The 16,145-nt window shown below is 71.9% G+C and carries 16 protein-coding genes and 1 riboswitch; of the genes, 5 read left to right on the top strand and 11 right to left on the bottom strand.

Annotation, left to right across the window (positions count from 1 at the left end; all coding sequences use genetic code 11):
* Entirely contained in the window at positions 1-1,287 is a 1,287-nt protein-coding gene (locus AC4IHM_RS28620) for an adenosylmethionine--8-amino-7-oxononanoate transaminase (protein ID WP_490869845.1), read from the bottom strand.
* Positions 1,280-2,488 carry a biotin synthase BioB gene (gene bioB / locus AC4IHM_RS28625; RefSeq protein WP_490869846.1) on the bottom strand — a complete coding sequence of 403 codons (1,209 nt, stop codon included), beginning with the start codon at positions 2,486-2,488 and terminating at the stop codon, positions 1,280-1,282. The genes AC4IHM_RS28620 and bioB overlap by 8 nt, the downstream gene beginning before the upstream one ends.
* Before the next feature lie 150 nt (positions 2,489-2,638).
* Between bioB and AC4IHM_RS28630 the strand changes: the two genes are divergently transcribed.
* Complete coding sequence (locus AC4IHM_RS28630) at positions 2,639-3,766, top strand: 8-amino-7-oxononanoate synthase (protein WP_490869847.1); 1,128 nt, start codon at positions 2,639-2,641, stop codon at positions 3,764-3,766.
* 43 nt (positions 3,767-3,809) lie between these two features.
* Here AC4IHM_RS28630 and AC4IHM_RS28635 read toward each other — a convergent pair whose 3' ends face one another.
* The gene (locus AC4IHM_RS28635; RefSeq protein WP_490869848.1) at positions 3,810-4,052 is read right to left on the bottom strand and encodes a DUF397 domain-containing protein; all 243 of its coding nucleotides are present in this window, start codon (positions 4,050-4,052) and stop codon (positions 3,810-3,812) included.
* A 9-nt stretch (positions 4,053-4,061) separates the two neighbouring features.
* Positions 4,062-4,922, bottom strand: coding sequence for a helix-turn-helix domain-containing protein (locus AC4IHM_RS28640; RefSeq protein ID WP_490869849.1), 861 nt, complete (start codon positions 4,920-4,922; stop codon positions 4,062-4,064).
* A gap of 213 nt (positions 4,923-5,135) precedes the next feature.
* On the opposite strand from AC4IHM_RS28640, the gene AC4IHM_RS28645 reads away from it, so the two are divergent.
* Positions 5,136-5,645 carry an ATP-binding protein gene (locus AC4IHM_RS28645; RefSeq protein ID WP_490869850.1) on the top strand — a complete coding sequence of 170 codons (510 nt, stop codon included), beginning with the start codon at positions 5,136-5,138 and terminating at the stop codon, positions 5,643-5,645.
* 77 nt (positions 5,646-5,722) lie between these two features.
* Here the strand turns inward: AC4IHM_RS28645 and AC4IHM_RS28650 are convergent, their stop codons facing one another.
* The gene (locus AC4IHM_RS28650; protein WP_490869851.1) at positions 5,723-6,196 is read right to left on the bottom strand and encodes a C40 family peptidase; all 474 of its coding nucleotides are present in this window, start codon (positions 6,194-6,196) and stop codon (positions 5,723-5,725) included.
* Positions 6,197-6,199: 3 nt separating this feature from the next.
* Positions 6,200-6,344, bottom strand: a riboswitch (cyclic di-AMP (ydaO/yuaA leader).
* Positions 6,345-6,863: 519 nt separating this feature from the next.
* Here AC4IHM_RS28650 and AC4IHM_RS28655 point away from each other — a divergent pair.
* Positions 6,864-8,471, top strand: coding sequence for an alpha/beta hydrolase (locus AC4IHM_RS28655; protein WP_490869852.1), 1,608 nt, complete (start codon positions 6,864-6,866; stop codon positions 8,469-8,471).
* 37 nt (positions 8,472-8,508) lie between these two features.
* Here the strand turns inward: AC4IHM_RS28655 and AC4IHM_RS28660 are convergent, their stop codons facing one another.
* The 3 genes from AC4IHM_RS28660 to AC4IHM_RS28670 all read right to left on the bottom strand — a co-directional run bounded on the left by AC4IHM_RS28660 (position 8,509) and on the right by AC4IHM_RS28670 (position 11,985).
* A complete protein-coding gene (locus tag AC4IHM_RS28660; RefSeq protein ID WP_490869853.1) occupies positions 8,509-9,537 on the bottom strand; it encodes an NAD-dependent epimerase/dehydratase family protein in 1,029 nt (342 codons plus the stop codon).
* A 67-nt stretch (positions 9,538-9,604) separates the two neighbouring features.
* Positions 9,605-10,327: a lysophospholipid acyltransferase family protein gene (locus AC4IHM_RS28665; RefSeq protein ID WP_490869854.1), complete on the bottom strand. Its 723-nt coding sequence runs from the start codon at positions 10,325-10,327 to the stop codon at positions 9,605-9,607.
* Positions 10,328-10,470: 143 nt separating this feature from the next.
* Entirely contained in the window at positions 10,471-11,985 is a 1,515-nt protein-coding gene (locus tag AC4IHM_RS28670; protein WP_490869855.1) for an MFS transporter, read from the bottom strand.
* Between the two features lie 141 nt (positions 11,986-12,126).
* On the opposite strand from AC4IHM_RS28670, the gene AC4IHM_RS28675 reads away from it, so the two are divergent.
* The gene (locus AC4IHM_RS28675; protein WP_490869856.1) at positions 12,127-12,582 is read left to right on the top strand and encodes an RpiB/LacA/LacB family sugar-phosphate isomerase; all 456 of its coding nucleotides are present in this window, start codon (positions 12,127-12,129) and stop codon (positions 12,580-12,582) included.
* A gap of 9 nt (positions 12,583-12,591) precedes the next feature.
* Here AC4IHM_RS28675 and rocD read toward each other — a convergent pair whose 3' ends face one another.
* From rocD to AC4IHM_RS28690, 3 genes are all read right to left on the bottom strand, one after another.
* Positions 12,592-13,812 carry an ornithine--oxo-acid transaminase gene (rocD, locus tag AC4IHM_RS28680; protein ID WP_490869857.1) on the bottom strand — a complete coding sequence of 407 codons (1,221 nt, stop codon included), beginning with the start codon at positions 13,810-13,812 and terminating at the stop codon, positions 12,592-12,594.
* Positions 13,809-14,666, bottom strand: coding sequence for a dimethylargininase (gene ddaH / locus AC4IHM_RS28685; protein ID WP_490869858.1), 858 nt, complete (start codon positions 14,664-14,666; stop codon positions 13,809-13,811). Before ddaH ends, rocD begins: the two co-directional genes overlap by 4 nt.
* A 126-nt stretch (positions 14,667-14,792) precedes the next feature.
* Positions 14,793-15,308 (bottom strand): Lrp/AsnC family transcriptional regulator, encoded by a 516-nt coding sequence (locus tag AC4IHM_RS28690; RefSeq protein ID WP_490869859.1) that lies wholly within the window; start codon positions 15,306-15,308, stop codon positions 14,793-14,795.
* Between the two features lie 77 nt (positions 15,309-15,385).
* Between AC4IHM_RS28690 and AC4IHM_RS28695 the strand changes: the two genes are divergently transcribed.
* On the top strand, positions 15,386-16,144 hold the full coding sequence (locus AC4IHM_RS28695; protein ID WP_490869860.1) for a LytR/AlgR family response regulator transcription factor: 759 nt from the start codon (positions 15,386-15,388) through the stop codon (positions 16,142-16,144).
* Position 16,145: the final 1 nt, after the last annotated feature.

The following is a 16,145-nucleotide window of genomic DNA, read 5'->3' on the forward strand; positions in this document are numbered from 1 at the left end:
TCACCCCTCCCGCGCCGCCGCGCACACCGCGCGGGCGATCCGTGCCACGTCCGCGTCGCCCGTGACGTACGGCGGCATGGTGTAGACCAGGTCGCGGAACGGCCGCAGCCAGACGCCCTCGCGCACCGCCGCCCGTGTCGCCGCCCGCAGGTCGACGGCGTGGTCGAGCTGCACCACCCCGATCGCGCCGAGCACGCGTACGTCGCTCACACCCGGCAGCCCGGCGGCGGGCGCGAGCCCCTCGCGCAGACCCGCCTCGATCCGTTTGACCTCCGCGAGCCAGTCCTGTCCGAGCAGCAGCCCGATCGACGCGCACGCCACGGCCGCCGCCAGCGGATTGCCCATGAACGTCGGCCCGTGCGCGAGCACCGGCACCTCTCCGCGCGAGATGCCCTCGGCCACCCGCGACGTGCACAGCGTGGCCGCCATCGTCAGATAGCCGCCGGTCAGCGCCTTGCCCACGCACATCACATCAGGCGTCACCGCCGCGTGCTCCGCCGCGAACAGCGCGCCGGTGCGCCCGAACCCGGTCGCGATCTCGTCGAACACCAGCAGCACGTCGTGCGCGTCGCACGCCTCGCGCAGCACCCGCAGATACCCGGGGGAGTGGAACCGCATCCCGCCCGCGCCCTGCACCACCGGTTCGACGATCACCGCCGCCAGCTCGTCGGCGTGCCGCTCGATCAGCGACCGCAGCCGGTCCGCGTACGCCTCCTCGTACTCCGTAGGCGGCGCGTCCGCGAAGACCTGGCGCGGCAGGACGCCCGTCCACAGCTCGTGCATCCCGCCCTCGGGGTCGCACACCGACATGGGCTGCCAGGTGTCACCGTGGTAGCCGCCGCGCCAGGTCAGCAGCCGCCGCTTGCCGGGACGCCCCAGCGAGCGCCAGTACTGCAGGCACATCTTGACGGCGACCTCGACCGACACCGAACCGGAGTCGGCGAGGAACACGTGCTCCAGGCCCTCGGGTGACATGTCGACAAGGAGCTTCGCCAGTCGCACGGCGGGCTCGTGGGTGAGCCCGCCGAACATCACATGGCTCATCCGGCCCAACTGCTCCCGCGCGGCCTCGTTGAGCACCGGGTGGTTGTAGCCGTGGATCGCCGACCACCAGGACGACATCCCGTCGACCAGTTCCCCCGAGCCGTCTGCCGGGCGCAGCCGCACCCCGCTCGCCGACTCCACGACGAGCGGGTCCTGCCGGCCGGGCATCGGGCCGTAGGGATGCCAGACGTGCCGCCGGTCCAGCTCCAGCAGCTCGGCCACGGCAGGCGCGGGCTCAGGCATTGGGCGCGAGGTCCGTGCCGGCACCGCGGCGGCGTACGGCCACCAGGTCGGTACGGGGCTCACCGGCGGCCGTCACCGGCCCCGGGGCCGCGGCGGCGCCGTGGCCCGCCGCCTCCGACGCGCACCCGTGGCCCGGTTCGGCCGGGCCCGAGCCGCACACCCCGCCGCCCTCGTGCGAACCGCAGCCGCCTGCCGCGGCCCGGTGCTCCGGCAGGGTGACCCGGTCGGCGCCCTCCACCTCGAACCCGGCGTCCGCGATCATCTCCAGGTCGGCCCGGCCCGCCTGGCCCTCGCTCGTGAGGTAGTCGCCGAGGAAGACGGAGTTGGCCAGGTGCAGGGCGAGCGGCTGCATCGTGCGCAGATGGACCTCGCGCCCGCCGGCGATGCGCACCTCCACGTCCGGGCAGACGAACCGCGTCATCGCCAGGATGCGCAGGCACCGCTGCGGGGTGAGGTGCCACTCCCCGGCCAGCGGCGTGCCCTCCATCGGGATCAGGAAGTTGACGGGCACCGAGTCCGGGTCCAGCGCGCGCAGCGCGAGGACGACGTTGACCAGGTCCTCGTCGCTCTCGCCCATGCCCGCGATGAGACCCGAGCAGGCGGACAGACCGGCCGCGTGCGCCTTGCGCACCGTGTCCACCCGGTCGGCGTACGTGTGCGTGGTCGTGATGTCCGCGTACGTCGCCTCGGACGTGTTGAGGTTGTGGTTGTAGGCGTCGGCGCCCGCCTCGCGCAGCCGCTCCGCCTGGCCGTCGGAGAGCAGGCCCAGGCAGGCGCACACCTCGACGGACCCGTCCTGCTCCTTGATGGCCCTGATGGTGTCCGAGACCCGGTCCACGTCCCGGTCGGTCGGACCGCGCCCGCTGGCCACCAGGCAGACCCGCTTGGCGCCCCCGGACACCCCCGCGGCGGCGGCCTCGGCGGCCTGGTCGGGCTTCAGCCAGGTGTACTTGAGGATCTCGGCCCTGGAGCCGAGCCGCTGCGAGCAGTAGGAGCAGTCCTCGGGGCACAGGCCCGACTTCAGGTTGACGAGGTAGTTGAGTTTCACCCGCCGGCCGAACCAGTGACGGCGCACCTTGCCGGCCGCGGCCACCACATCGAGCAGGTCGTCGTCGGAAGTGGCGAGGACGGCAAGGGCCTCCTCGCGGGTCGGCACCTCGCGCCGAAGCCCTTTGTCCACCAGCGTGTTCAGCAGGTCCATGGGAGCCGATCCTGTCCTACGGGCCCGCGCGGGGCCAAGGAGACTTCGCACAACACTGACAGATCGCCGTGTGGGTATCGCCACACCTCGCGGGGGGCGCCGGGCCGCTAATGTCTGTTCACTGCCTACAAAGCTCCCGAGGAGTGGCCCATGGCGTTCGGCTGGATCGACGAGCGGGCGCGAGCGCGCCGCCGGGCCGGACTCGTCCGGACGCTGACGCCCCGTCCGGCCGATTCGCCACTGCTTGACCTTGCGAGCAACGACTATCTCGGTCTGGCCCGGCATCCGGAGGTCACCGAGGGCGCGGTGCGGGCCGCCCGGACCTGGGGCGGCGGCGCGACCGGCTCCCGGCTCGTGACCGGCACGACCGAACTGCACACCGAACTGGAAGGCGAACTGGCCGACTTCTGCGGTTTCGAGGCCGCGCTCGTCCTCTCCTCCGGCTACGCCGCCAACCTCGCCGCGGTCGCCACGCTGGCGCCGCACGGCTGCCTCGTCGTCTCGGACGCGGGCAACCACGCCTCGCTGATCGACGGCTGCCGGCTCGCCCGCGGCACGACCCAGGTGGCGGCGCACGCCGATCCGCAGGCCGTGCGCAAGGCCCTGGCGACGCACGAGGGCCCCGCGCTCGCCGTGTCCGACACGGTCTTCTCGGTCGACGGCGACGCCGCGCCGCTGGCCGCACTCGCCGAGGTGTGCCGGGAGCACGGCGCGGGACTGGTCGTCGACGACGCCCACGGCCTCGGTGTCCTCGGCGACGGCGGCCGGGGCGCCCCGCACGCGGCGGGACTGGCGGGCCGCGAGGAGGTCGTCGCGACGGTCACGCTGTCCAAGTCGCTCGGCAGTCAGGGCGGCGCCGTGCTCGGCCCCGCCCGGGTGATCGACCACCTGGTCAACGCGGCCCGGACGTTCATCTTCGACACCGGGCTCGCCCCCTCGGCGGCGGGCGCGGCCCTGGCGGCGCTCACCCTGCTGCGCCGTGAGCCGGAGCGTGCGGCGCGGGCCCGTGCCGTCGCCGCCGAACTGCACGCGCGCCTGACCGCTGCGGGCCTGGAGGCGGTATCTCCGGACGCCGCCGTCGTCTCGGTGCGCGCCCCCTCCCCGGAGGGGGCCGTACGGTGGGCGGCCGACTGCAGTGCGGCCGGCCTGTCCGTGGGCTGCTTCCGCCCTCCCTCCGTGCCCGACGGCATCTCACGGCTCAGGCTGACCGCTCGCGCGGACCTCTCCGGGGAACAGATCGAACGTGCTGTGCGGGTGATCGGCGAAACGCGACCATGAGTCGGCGGGACACGGTCGTGCGTCGCCCGGCGACCCGCCGGGGTCAGTCCCGGTGGATCGTGGCGGTGAACGACGCCCAACTCCCGGGGGAGAAGAGCAGGGCGGGTCCGGCCGGGTCCTTGGAGTCGCGCACGGCGAGCAGTCCGGCCCAGGGGCCGGCCGCCGGCCGCGCCGTCTCCACGCAGTTGTTCGCCCCGGTGCTGTAGCTGCTGCGCCGCCATCGCACACCGGGCAGATCGGTGCCGGACCGGATGTTCGGGGGACGTGTGGACACGGTGCCTGACATGGTGCCTCCTTACGCGCCTGCCGCGGTCGCGGCAATGAAGTCCAACGAGTCCTCGGGCGAAAGGGCATGGATCAGAAGGGTGTTGAAGGCCTCGGTATAGGCCTCTAGGTCTTCTTTCCGTTCGAGGTGCAAGCTACTCGTCAGGTGGTCGAGAACCACCACGTCCAAGTCAGAAGTGCTCAAGAAGGAGAAGATTACGAAAGGGCCGGTGACACCGATGTGCGCCCCGGCGGCAAACGGCAGGATCTGCAGCCGGACGTGGGGCAGCCGCGCGGCCTCGGCCAGTCGTCCCAGCTGACGGGCCATGACCCCGGGCCCGCCCACCTCCCGGCGCAGCACCGACTCGTCCAGGACCGCGCTCAGCTTCAGCGGCGAGTCTGCCCGCAGCACGTCCTGCCGGGCCAGCCGGACCTCCACCAGCGTGTCCAGCCGTTCCTCCGGCAGCCCGTCCACCGCGGCCCGCGTCACCGCGCGGGCGTACTCCGGTGTCTGGAGAAGGCCGGGGACGACCGTCGTCTCGAGGGTGCGCATCGCGCTCGCCTGGGACTCCAGGCTGATGAAGTCGCGGTACGTCGGCGGCAGCACCCCGCGATAGGCGTGCCACCAGTGGTTGCGGCCCCCCGGGTCGTCGGAGCCCGCCAGCATCACCAGCAGTTCCCGCAACTGCTCGTCGGCCACGCCGTAGGCGTCGAGCAGTGACCGCACGTCGTCCGGTTTCGCGCCGCTCGTCCCGGTCTCGATCCGGCTGACCTTCGACTGGTGCCAGCCCACCAGCCGCGCCGCCTCACCGCTGGTGATGCCCGCGGACGTGCGCAGGGCGCGCAGTTCCGCACCCAGCTTCCGACGGCGCACCACGGGGCCGTGCTGCATGGGCCACTCCCTTACTCCTTATGAGCCGCCCAAATACGCTCTGCCGTCGCAGAGTTCACCGCTTCGAGCGACAGATATATGCATATCTTGGTGGATCGCCGCCCTTCACGGTCCGGTGATGGCACTCTGGCGGCGAAGCACCAGTCCGGGACCGTACTCGAACCATCCGCTCCGTGTCGGACTGCGGTCCCGTGAGAAAGGGACGACCTCGCCATGGCAGACCATCTGGAAGCATCCGTCACTCTGCCGAGCGATCCCGCTTCGGTGGCCGCCGCGCGTACCTACGTGGTCGGCACACTGGTGGAGTGGGGCCTGCCGGCGGACACCGACGTGTCCGAAACCGTGCGGCTCATCGTCTCCGAGCTGACGACCAACGCCGTCCAACACACGTTCGGACAGTCACCCACCTTCACGGTGGACCTCGTCCTCGAACGTGACGAACGACTGCGCATCGGCGTCACCGACAGCCATCCGCGCTTCCCCAAACGCCTGCCGGCCGCCGTCCAGCAGGACAACGGCCGGGGCATGGTGATCATCCGCTGGCTGACGGCGGAGTGCGGCGGCAGGCTGCGAGTCCGGCCCACCCGCGAGGGCGGCAAGACCATCTCCGTCGAGCTGCCCTGGACGCCGCCGGGCCGGCCGGCACCCCCCGAGCCGGCCACCGCCGTGGGCCGGGGAGCGGGGCAGGCGGTGGGGCAAGGGGGTCAGGAGCCCGGCCGGTGAGCCACCGGCCGCACCCTTCGTGCGTGCCGCACCGAGGGGTGACGGCGCGTCGGGACGCCCTCACCCCCGCGGGCGGGCTACTTGACCCGGCCGTACAAGACGCTCCTCGTCCAGATCTTCTGCAGCCGGACCACGTCCCCGGTCTTCGGGGCGTGCCAGATCTTGCCCTGACCGGCGTAGATGCCGACGTGGTAGACACTCCTGCCCGAGTGGAAGAACACCAGGTCCCCGGCCTTGCGGCTGCCGGCGGAGATGTGGCGGGTCTTGTTGTACTGCTGGGCCGCGGTGCGCGGCAGTTGCTTGCCGGCCTTCTTGAACGAGTAGAGCGTCAACCCGGAGCAGTCGAACCTGCCCGGTCCGGTGGCGCCCCACGCGTACGGGGCGCCCTTCTTGGAGGCCGCGATCTTGAGGGCCTTCGTCGCATGGGTCGCCGCGGTCGCCTCGGAGGCGAGACCGGGAACCACGACGGAGCCGCCCACCGCGGCGAGGGTGAGGGCCGAGGCCGTACCGGCACGAGCCATCAGGGACGGGACACGATTGAGCGCGGACATGCGCAACCCTTCGTCAGCCGCCTGTGAAGGATGACCTGTCGGATTCGGGCTGGCGAAGTTGCCCGGCCGCACGAGTGCGGCTTCACCCCAAGGGCTGCGCGGCCCGGTGCCTCTCTCGCGGAGATGACCGTTCCGGCGACCCGTCGTGCTCGGGTCCTCCACTCCTGCCGATCCACTTCCTGTCGACCCGGCGTCCGGACGGCGGCAGGACTCGGCGTCCGCCCGGACCGCCCCGCCGCTGTGGCGGGGGCTTGTCGTCAGTCACGGATCTTGTCTCGCCGAATGGGAAATTCCCAACGGAACGTGGCCTTTGTGTTGTTACTCACCACTCAGCCGTTCGGGTGGACGCCCCCGCGTTCGAACCGCCGTCGAGGACGCCGGCGACCCCCGGACCAGCGGTTAAGCGGTTCGTTCGGCTCCTGGGGTGCGCGGATCGCGCAACCTCGACGGGTCGTGAATCGGAGGTGTTCCTACACCGAAAGGGGGTACGCCTTTTGGTCCGTTTCGGCATCCGGGCAACGGCCGTCCCCCGGGGCCGGGTTCCCGCCGATCGAACGCCCCTCTCCGTTTATCGGGTTGGCAAAGAAGTAGTACTGGCCCTGTTCTCAGGAAACCCACAGCCGAGAGGATCCCCGTACTTGTCGCGAACACGTACGGGGGAGGCCCCTTGAGGAAGAGCAGACTGCGGCGCAGGACGACGGTGTTCGGCTCGGCCGGGGCGCTGGTCACCGCCATGCTGGTGGCCGGCACCGTCTCGGCGCCCGCCGCCGGCGCCGCACCGGCCACCGCTCACGCGTACGGCCACGACCGCGAGGCCCACGGCGCCGCCGTCGCCGCCGCCCGCGCCGCGAGGGCCGGCGTCGACTGGCAGGACTGCCCCGCCGACTGGAACCTGCCGAAGCCGATCCAGTGCGGCTACGTCACGGTGCCGCTCGACTACGCCAAGCCGTACGGCAAGCAGATCAGGCTCGCCGTCGACCGCGTCGCCGCCACCGGCACCAAGTCCGAGCGCCAGGGCGCCCTCGTCTACAACCCCGGCGGACCGGGCGGCTCCGGCCTGCGCTTCCCCACCCGCGTGACCGGAAACAACGCCCTGTGGGCCAACACCGCCAAGGCGTACGACTTCGTCGGCTTCGACCCGCGCGGCGTCGGCAACTCCGCCCCGATCTCCTGCGCCGACCCCCAGGAGTTCGTCAAGGCGCCCAAGGCCGACCCCGTGCCCGACTCCGAGGCCGACAAGCGCGCCCAGCGCAAGCTCGCCCGCGAGTACGCCGAGGGCTGCCGGGAGCGCAGCGGCGAGATGCTCCCGCACATGACCACGCCGAACACCGCGCGCGACCTCAACGTCATCCGCGCCGCACTCGGCGAGCAGAAGCTCAACTACCTCGGCGTCTCCTACGGCACCTACCTCGGCGCGGTCTACGGCACCCTCTTCCCCGACCACGTGCGCCGCATGGTCGTCGACAGCGTCGTCAACCCCTCCCGCGACAAGATCTGGTACCAGGCCAACCTGGGCCAGGACATCGCCTTCGAGCAGCGCTGGCGGGACTGGCAGGACTGGGTCGCGAAGAACGACGCGACCTTCCACCTCGGCGACACCCGCGCCAAGGTCCAGGAGCAGTGGCTCAAGCTGCGCGCCACCGCGAAGAAGGCACCGCTCGGCGGGGTCGTCGGCCCGGCCGAGCTGATCTCCTTCTTCCAGAGCGCCCCGTACTACGACTCCGCGTGGGTGCCGACCGCGACCATCTTCAGCGAGTACGTCGCCGGTGACACCCGGGCGCTCGTCGAAGCGGCCTCCCCGGACCTGTCCGACACCGCGGGCAACGCCGCCGAGGAGAACGGCAACGCCGTCTACACGGCCGTCGAGTGCACCGACGCCAAGTGGCCCACCGACTGGCGCACCTGGGACCGCGACAGCATCCGGCTGCACCGCGACCACCCGTTCATGACCTGGGCCAACACCTGGATGAACCTGCCGTGCGCCACCTGGCCTGCCAAGCAGCGCACCCCGGTGGACGTGAAGACCGGCAGGGGACTTCCGCCGGTGCTGATCGTCCAGTCCGAACGGGACGCGGCCACCCCGTACGCCGGCGCCGTCGAACTGCACCAGCGGCTCAGGGGATCGCGCCTGATCACCGAGCGGGACGCCGGTTCGCACGGCGTCACCGGGCTGGTCAACCCGTGCGTCAACGACCGGGTGGACACCTACCTGCTGACCGGCCGGGTGGACGCCCGGGACGTGACCTGCGCCCCGCACGCCACGCCCACGCCGTAAGGCGCACGGCGGAGAGGTGAACCGGGCGCCGCCCCCGTCATCTCTCCGCCGCCCAGGCGTCCTCCGCCGCGTAGTCGAAGAGGTCGCCGTACGCCTGGAACATCTTCGGGTAGGCCTCCCGCCAGTCCCGGCCGGCCAGCCGCTCCTCGATGAAGGCGACCGTGTCCGGCAGGGTCTCGGCGTATCCGGCCACCGGGCGATAGCCCAACTGCCCCTGCGCCGCGCTCATGTCGCACACCACCGGCGCGGGCACCGACCACGGGGTGTCACCCACGCCGTCCCCCGGCGAGGGACCGTCCACCAGCACGTCCCGGACCGTCACGCCCATCACCGCGTCGATCGCCGCCGCGATCTCCGCGACCGTCGGGGCCTGCGGATCCACGGCGTTCAGAACACGCGTGCCCGGCCGCCGGGCGGCCAGCCGGACCAGCTCGGCGATGTTGCGCACGCTCGCCGGGTGGAAGCGGCTCGCACCGCCGTACGCGAGCACCCGCCGCCGTCTGCCGTCGAGGTTGCGCTTGACGATGTACAGCTCCCGCGGGGTTCGGCAGTACGGACCGTGGATGGCGCCCGCGCGCAGCAGGGTGACGGGCAACCGGTCGCCCGCGGCGAGCAGTTCGCGCTCCAGTGCCGCCTTGCGGGTGCTGTACGAGGTGTCGCCGGGCCGGACGGTGCGCTGCGACTCGGTGACCGGCACCGGGTACCGGGGGAAGCCGTCGGGCTCGGTCTGCGTGTCGAAGTTGCGGCCCCGGTCGTCCTCGTAGACCGACACGCTGGAGATCACCACCGCCGCGCCCACCCGCCCGGCGAGCGAGACCAACTGCCGTGCGTGGCCCTCCCCGTAGGCCACCATGTCCACCACGAGGTCACAGCCCTCGCCGACCGCCGCCGACAGCGCCGCGTCGTCCTCCCGGTCGGCCCGCGCCACCCGCACGTCCCCGGGCCAGGTCTCGTCCCGGCCGCCGTTGCGCGAGAGGGCCGTCACCTCCCAGCCGTCCCGGGCCAGCGCCCCCACGGCCGCCCGCCCGATCTGTCCCGTCGCTCCGATCACCACAGCACGTGTCATACGGCGACCGTAGGCGGGCGCCCGGACGCCCGGCCACACCTTTCTGCCGACGGCAGAGGACGCCCCCCTACCGGTGCGGCAGCCGGGGGAGCCTGCGGCCCTTCGCCGCCCTCGCCGCCTCCTCGGCCTTCACGTCGGCCGCGTACCGGTCGACGTACTCCTGCTCGGACAGGGTGAGGATCGCGTACATGATCTCGTCGGTGACGGCGCGCAGCACGGCCTTCTCGCGCTCCAGCCCGGCGTAGCGGGAGAAGTCCAGGGGCGCGCCGAAGCGGATCACCACGGGGTGCACCTTCGGGATCTTCCGGCCCGGCGGCTGCGCCTCGAAGGTGCCGATCATCGCGCAGGGCACCACCGGCACCCCGGCCCCGAGCGCCATCACCGCGACGCCGACCTTGCCCTTGTAGAGCCGCCCGTCGTGCGAGCGGGTGCCCTCCGGATAGATGCCGAGCAGCTCGCCCCTGCCCAGCACGCCGAGTCCCTCGCGGATCGCCGCCCGGCCCGCCTCCTTGCCGGAGCGGTCGACGGGGATCTGCCCGGCGCTGCGGAAGAAGAACGCGGTCAGCCGGCCCTTGAGACCGGGTCCGGTGAAGTACTCGGCCTTGGCGAGGAAGGTGATGCGGCGCCGGAGCACCGTGGGCATCAGGAAGTGGTCCGCGAAGGATAGGTGGTTGCCCGCGACGATGGCGGCCCCGGACGCCGGCACATGGTCCAGCCCCTCGATCCGGGGGCGGAAGACGAGCCGCAGCAGCGGGCCCAAGAGCACGTACTTGAGGACGTAGTAGAACAAGGCGTCGCTCCTCACCCCGGCGGGACGGCTCGTTCGCCGCTGTTCTCACTGGTCAACCGGCTTGCGCCGGTGTGCCAGTGTAGGTGCGGGCCGGGCCTGTCCGGAACCGGCCGGGCCGGCCCGGTGCGTCGGCCGCGGCGCCGTCAGAACCTCGGCGTCGGGGCCCGCGACTCGACCATCTCCGCGGCCTCCCTCTCGGTCTGCACCGAGGGCGGGGAGCCCGCGAGCGGCTTCCGGGCGGTTTCCTGCATGCAGGCCACGGCCACGACACCGACGAGGGCGGCGGCCATCGCGTAGTAGGCGGGCATCATGTCGGAGCCGGTCACACTGATCAGGGCGGTGATGACCAGTGGCGTCGTACCGCCGAACAGGGACGCCGACAGGTTGTAGCCGACCGAGAGGGACCCGTAGCGGACGTTGGTCGGGAACATCGCCGGGAGCGCCGCCGACATCGTGCCGAGCAGACAGACCAGGGACAGGCCGAGGATCAGCATTCCGGCCGAGACGGCGAGCAGGCCTCCCTCCTGGACCAGCAGGAAGGCCGGCGCGGCCAGGACGAAGAAGCTGACCATGCCGGTCATCAGGACGGGCCTGCGGCCGAAGTGGTCGGACAGCCGGCCCACCTGATTGATGATCAGCATCAGCAGGATCATGGTCGCCACCAGGATCATCAGCCCGTGGCTCTCGCTGTAGTCCAGCTCGTCCGACAGATAGGTCGGCATGTACGACAGCAGCATGTAGTCGATGATGTTGTAGGCGCCCACGAGCGCGATGCACAGCACCAGGGGCCGCCAGTGGCTGCGGAACATCGTGGCGAGGCTGCCCCGGGTGGTGGTCTCCACCGCGGTCGCGGCCTCCGAGATGTGCACGGTGGAGTCCCCGAGCTTCAGGTACGCGGGCGTGTCGTCGAGCCGCAGCCGCAGGTAGACGCCGATCATGCCGAGCGGAGCCGCGGCCAGGAAGGGGACGCGCCAGCCCCAGGAGTCCATGCCGGCACTGCCCAGCACGGTGGTCAGGGCGGTGACGAGAGTGGCGGCGCCGGTGTACCCGGCCAGCGTGCCCAGCTCCAGGAAGCTGCCGAAGAAGCCGCGCCGCTTGTCCGGCGCGTACTCGGCGATGAAGGTGGAGGCGCCGCCGTACTCGCCGCCGGTGGAGAAGCCCTGGAGCAGCCGGAACATGATCAGCAGGAGCGGCGACCAGAAGCCGATCGAGTCGTAGCTGGGGATGAGCCCGATGGCGCCGGTACCGATCGCCATGAGGATCATCGTCAGCGCGAGCACCTTCTTGCGGCCGATCCTGTCCCCCATCGGACCGAAGACCATGCCGCCGATCGGGCGCACCAGGAAGGCCACGGCGAACGTGGCGAACGAGGACAGCAACTGCGCGGTCTCGCTCCCGGACGGGAAGAACACCCGGCCGATCGTCCCCGCCAGGTAGGCGTAGATCCCGAAGTCGAACCACTCCATGGCATTGCCGAGCGAGGCCGCCTTCACCGCTCTCCGGACCGCGGCCTCGTCCGTGATGGTGATGTCCGACCGGCGCAGCCGCGGGTTCTGCCGACGCCTGATGGCCCGGAACAGGGCCGGGTGGCGGCGGATCGCCGACGCGTCGGGTTCTTGGCCGTTCTCGGTGCGGGACGTGGCGGACTCCCTTTCCACGGGCAGCCACCCGGGCGGAGCGCTGCTCGGTCGTGCGTTTCTCGGGTCGTACCGTTCCCCCGATCATGCTGGGTGCGGTCCGGATTCCGGTCATGCGGTTGAGCCGATGAGGTGAGCCGCCCGCGCGAGTACGCTTCCCGCATGCGGATTTCCGTCTCCTCCGACATGGACGAACCCGTGGCCCGCCTCCTCGTCGAAGAGCTGCGCGGGCGCGGCCACGAGGTCAGCACGCACGGCGCCCTGAGCCCCGGCGCGGACCCGCGGTGGGCGGTGTGCTCGGAGCGGGCGGCCCGCGATGTCGCCGACGGCAGCGCCGACCAGGCGGTGGTGTGCTGCTGGACCGGCACGGGCGCGTCGATCGCCGCCAACAAGGTGCCGGGCGTACGGGCGGCCCTGTGCGCCGACGCCCGCGCGGCGGACGGGGCCCGCCGCTGGAACGACGCCAATGTGCTCGCGGGCGGCCTGCGGCTGACCTCGGGGCCGCTGCTGCGGGAGATCCTCGGCGCCTGGTTCGCCGGGGAGGCAGGCAACGGCGCCGAGGACCGGGACAACCTGGCGCACCTGGAGCGGCTCGACCGGGGCCGGGCCGCTCCCTGACACGGGCGCTCAGACGGTCAGGACCTTCTCCAGCGTCCCGAGCGCGCCCTCCAGCTCCTCGGCGGTGACGGTCAGCGGCGGGGCCAGGCGGATCGTGGAACCGTGGGTGTCCTTGACGAGGACGCCCTCGCGCATCAGCCGCTCGCTGATCTCGCGGCCGGTGCCCAGCGCCGGGTCGATGTCGACGCCCGCCCACAGCCCCCGCGCGCGGAAGCCGACGACGCCCCTGCCCACCAGGGCGGTCAGACCCTCGCGCAGCACCTCGCCCAGTCCGGCCGCCCGGCGCTGGAACTCGCCCGTCTCCAGCAGCTCCACCACCGCCGTGCCGACCGCGGCCGCCAGCGGGTTGCCGCCGAACGTCGAACCGTGCTCGCCCGGGTGCAGCACGCCGAGCACCTCACGGCTGCCCACCACCGCCGACACCGGCACGATGCCACCGCCCAGCGCCTTGCCGAGCAGCACCACGTCGGGGACGACCGACTCGTGCTCCACGGCCAGCGTGTGCCCGGTACGGCCCAGCCCCGACTGGATCTCGTCCGCGACGAACAGGCAGCCCGCGCGGCGGGTCAGCTCCCGCACCCCGGCCAGATAGCCGTCGTCCGGGATCAGGACGCCCGCCTCGCCCTGGATCGGCTCGATCAGCACGGCCGCCGTCGTCTCGTCGACCGCCGCCTCCATGGCCGCCAGGTCGTTGTACGGCACGATCCGGAAGCCCGGGGTGAAGGGCCCGAAGCCGGCGCGGGCCGTCTCGTCGGTGGAGAAGCTCACGATCGTCGTCGTACGGCCGTGGAAGTTGTCCGCCGCAACCACGATCGTCGCCCGGTCGGCCGGGACGCCCTTCACGTCGTAGGCCCACTTGCGGGCCACCTTGATGCCGCTCTCCACCGCCTCGGCGCCGGTGTTCATCGGCAGCACCATGTCCGTGCCGGTCAGCGCGGCCAGCCGCTCGGCGAACCCCGCGAGCCGGTCGTTGTGGAAGGCGCGCGAGGTGAGCGTCAGCCGGTCCAGCTGGCGGTGGGCGGCCTCGATCAGGGCCGGGTGGCGGTGGCCGAAGTTGAGCGCCGAGTAGCCGGCCAGCATGTCCAGATAGCGGCGGCCCTCCACGTCCTCCACCCACGCGCCCTGCGCGCGGGCCACGACCACGGGCAGCGGGTGGTAGTTGTGCGCGAGGACGGGCTCCTCCGCGCGGATCAGCTCCTGGGAGCCGCGGGTGCGGGCGGGTGCGGTCATGAGCGGGTCTCCCGGATCTCCTGGGTGCAGCACTTGATGCCGCCGCCGGCCTTGTGGAACTCGGACAGGTCGACCGGTACGGGCACATAGCCGAGGCCGGCCAGCCGGTCGGCGAGTCCCCGGGCCCCGGGCGAGATGAACACGTGCCGCCCGTCGGAGACGGAGTTGAGCCCGAACGCCATGGCGTCCTCACGGGTGGCGATCACCGCGTCCGGATAGAGCCGCTCCAGCACCTCACGGCTGCCGGGGGAGAAGGCCCCGGGGTAGTAGGCGATGTTCCCACCGCTCCCGCTGATCCCACCGGCCTTGTCCGTCCCGTCGTCGAGGACGAACAGCGCCGTGTCCAGGTGGTAGAAGTACGGATCGACCAGCGTCAGCGAGATCACCGGCACGCCGAAGTGCTCCTGGACCTCGCGGTGCGCCTCACGGCTGGTGCGGAAACCGGTGCCGGCCAGGATCCAGCGGCCGGCCGGGACCAGGTCGCCCTCGCCCTCGCAGACCGTCTCGGGATGGTGCACCTCGAAGCCCTCCGCCTTGAACCACGCCTCGAAGGGCACGGACTCGGGACGGCGCTCGGGCGCGTGGAAGAGGGAGCCGAAGACCCGCCCCTGGACGACGACCGCGCAGTTCGCCGCGAAGACCATGTCGGGCAGACCCGGCACCGGCCCCACGGCATCGACGGTGTGGCCGTGGGCGCGGTAGACGTTGACCAGTGCCTGCCACTGGTCGAGGGCGCGGATGACGTCGACGGGCCGGTCGGGGCTCATCCACGGGTTGATGGCGTACTGCACGGCGAAGTGTCTGGGTTCGCAGACGAGAAAGCGCCGTCGGCGCGGTACACGAGAGTCGGACACAGAGGGGTTCCTCCGCTTCCTAACGGGTCGTGACTGAGGGATGACACCACCGTAGAAAGGGAAGCCGACGAACGACAAGTGATCAAAGCTGCGTGTGTACGCACGAATGCTGCGTCTTGGGGCTGGTCAGCGCACATCCGTTGCGTCCGGAGCGGTCCCCTCGGGCGCCGGATGGCTCGCACCGGCCTCCGGGGCGTCCTGGATCAGATGGGACAGCACCATCACACTGATCGTCTTCCGGATGAACGGCTCGGCCCGGATCCGCTCAAGCACCTCCTCGAAGTGCTCCACGTCCCGCGCCCGCACATGCAGCAGCGCGTCCGCCCCGCCGGTCACCGTCATCGCCGCCGTGATCTCCGGATAGCCGCGCGCGACCTCCGCCAGCCGCCTCGGCGGAGCCGCCCCCTCGCAGTACACCTCCACGTACGCCTCGGTGCGCCAGCCCAGCGCGGAGGGCCGCACCGTCGCCGTGAACCCGGTGATCACCCCGGTCTCGCGCAGCCGGTCCACCCGGCGCTTGACCGCCGTCGAGGACAGCCCGACCTCCGCGCCGATCTCGGCGAAGGACGTCCTGGCGTTCGCCATCAGGGCGGTCACGATCTTCCGGTCGAGTTCGTCGAAGGCGGCGGGCCTGCTGTTCATGCCGGCACTGTATCCAGCGGATACGTCCATGTCGGGGACGTGTGCAGGCGTACGGATTGCTCCTACACTCCACCTTCATGCTGCGCGCCCTGGCTGTCGACGACGAAGGCCCCACGCTCGAGGAACTCGTGTACCTGCTCAACGCGGATCCCCGCATCGGAACGGCGGAGGGCGCGAGCGACGCGACCGAGGCGCTGCGCCGCATCAACCGGGCCCTGGAATCGGGCCCCGACGGGCCGGACGCCATCGATGTCGTCTTCCTCGACATCCAGATGCCCGGCCTCGACGGGCTGGACCTCGCCCGGCTGCTGACCGGGTTCGCCCGCCCGCCGCTGGTCGTGTTCGTCACCGCGCACGAGGACTTCGCCGTCCAGGCCTTCGACCTCAAGGCCGTCGACTACGTGCTCAAACCCGTCCGCAGGGAACGGCTCGCCGAGGCGGTCCGCCGCGCCGTCGAACGCCTGGGCACCGCGGCCCCCGCCCCGCGCGTCCCCGTGCACGAACCCGACCCCGACCACGTCACCGTGGAACTCGGCGGCGTCACCCGGTTCGTGCCCGTCGACGACATCACCCATGTCGAGGCCCAGGGCGACTACGCCCGGCTGCACACCGACAAGGGCAGTCACCTCGTCCGCATCCCGCTGTCCACCCTGGAGGAGCGCTGGCGCGCCCGCGGCTTCGTCCGCATCCACCGCCGCCACCTCGTCGCCCTGCACCACATCGGCGAACTGCGCCTGGACGCGGGCACCGTCAGCGTCCTGGTCGGCACCGAGGAACTCCAGGTCAGCCGGCGCCACTCCCGCGAACTGCGGGACCTGCTCATGCGGAGGCCGTGAC

This window comes from Streptomyces sp. SL06, from assembly GCF_058244745.1.

Coding starts and splice junctions, on each gene's coding strand:
- AC4IHM_RS28620 (WP_490869845.1), bottom strand. CDS start 1,287: ATGCCTGAGCCCGCGCCTGCCGTGGCCGAGCTGCTGGAGCTGGACCGG.
- bioB (WP_490869846.1), bottom strand. CDS start 2,488: ATGGACCTGCTGAACACGCTGGTGGACAAAGGGCTTCGGCGCGAGGTG.
- AC4IHM_RS28630 (WP_490869847.1), top strand. CDS start 2,639: ATGGCGTTCGGCTGGATCGACGAGCGGGCGCGAGCGCGCCGCCGGGCC.
- AC4IHM_RS28635 (WP_490869848.1), bottom strand. CDS start 4,052: ATGTCAGGCACCGTGTCCACACGTCCCCCGAACATCCGGTCCGGCACC.
- AC4IHM_RS28640 (WP_490869849.1), bottom strand. CDS start 4,922: ATGCAGCACGGCCCCGTGGTGCGCCGTCGGAAGCTGGGTGCGGAACTG.
- AC4IHM_RS28645 (WP_490869850.1), top strand. CDS start 5,136: ATGGCAGACCATCTGGAAGCATCCGTCACTCTGCCGAGCGATCCCGCT.
- AC4IHM_RS28650 (WP_490869851.1), bottom strand. CDS start 6,196: ATGTCCGCGCTCAATCGTGTCCCGTCCCTGATGGCTCGTGCCGGTACG.
- AC4IHM_RS28660 (WP_490869853.1), bottom strand. CDS start 9,537: ATGACACGTGCTGTGGTGATCGGAGCGACGGGACAGATCGGGCGGGCG.
- AC4IHM_RS28675 (WP_490869856.1), top strand. CDS start 12,127: ATGCGGATTTCCGTCTCCTCCGACATGGACGAACCCGTGGCCCGCCTC.
- rocD (WP_490869857.1), bottom strand. CDS start 13,812: ATGACCGCACCCGCCCGCACCCGCGGCTCCCAGGAGCTGATCCGCGCG.
- AC4IHM_RS28690 (WP_490869859.1), bottom strand. CDS start 15,308: ATGAACAGCAGGCCCGCCGCCTTCGACGAACTCGACCGGAAGATCGTG.
- AC4IHM_RS28695 (WP_490869860.1), top strand. CDS start 15,386: ATGCTGCGCGCCCTGGCTGTCGACGACGAAGGCCCCACGCTCGAGGAA.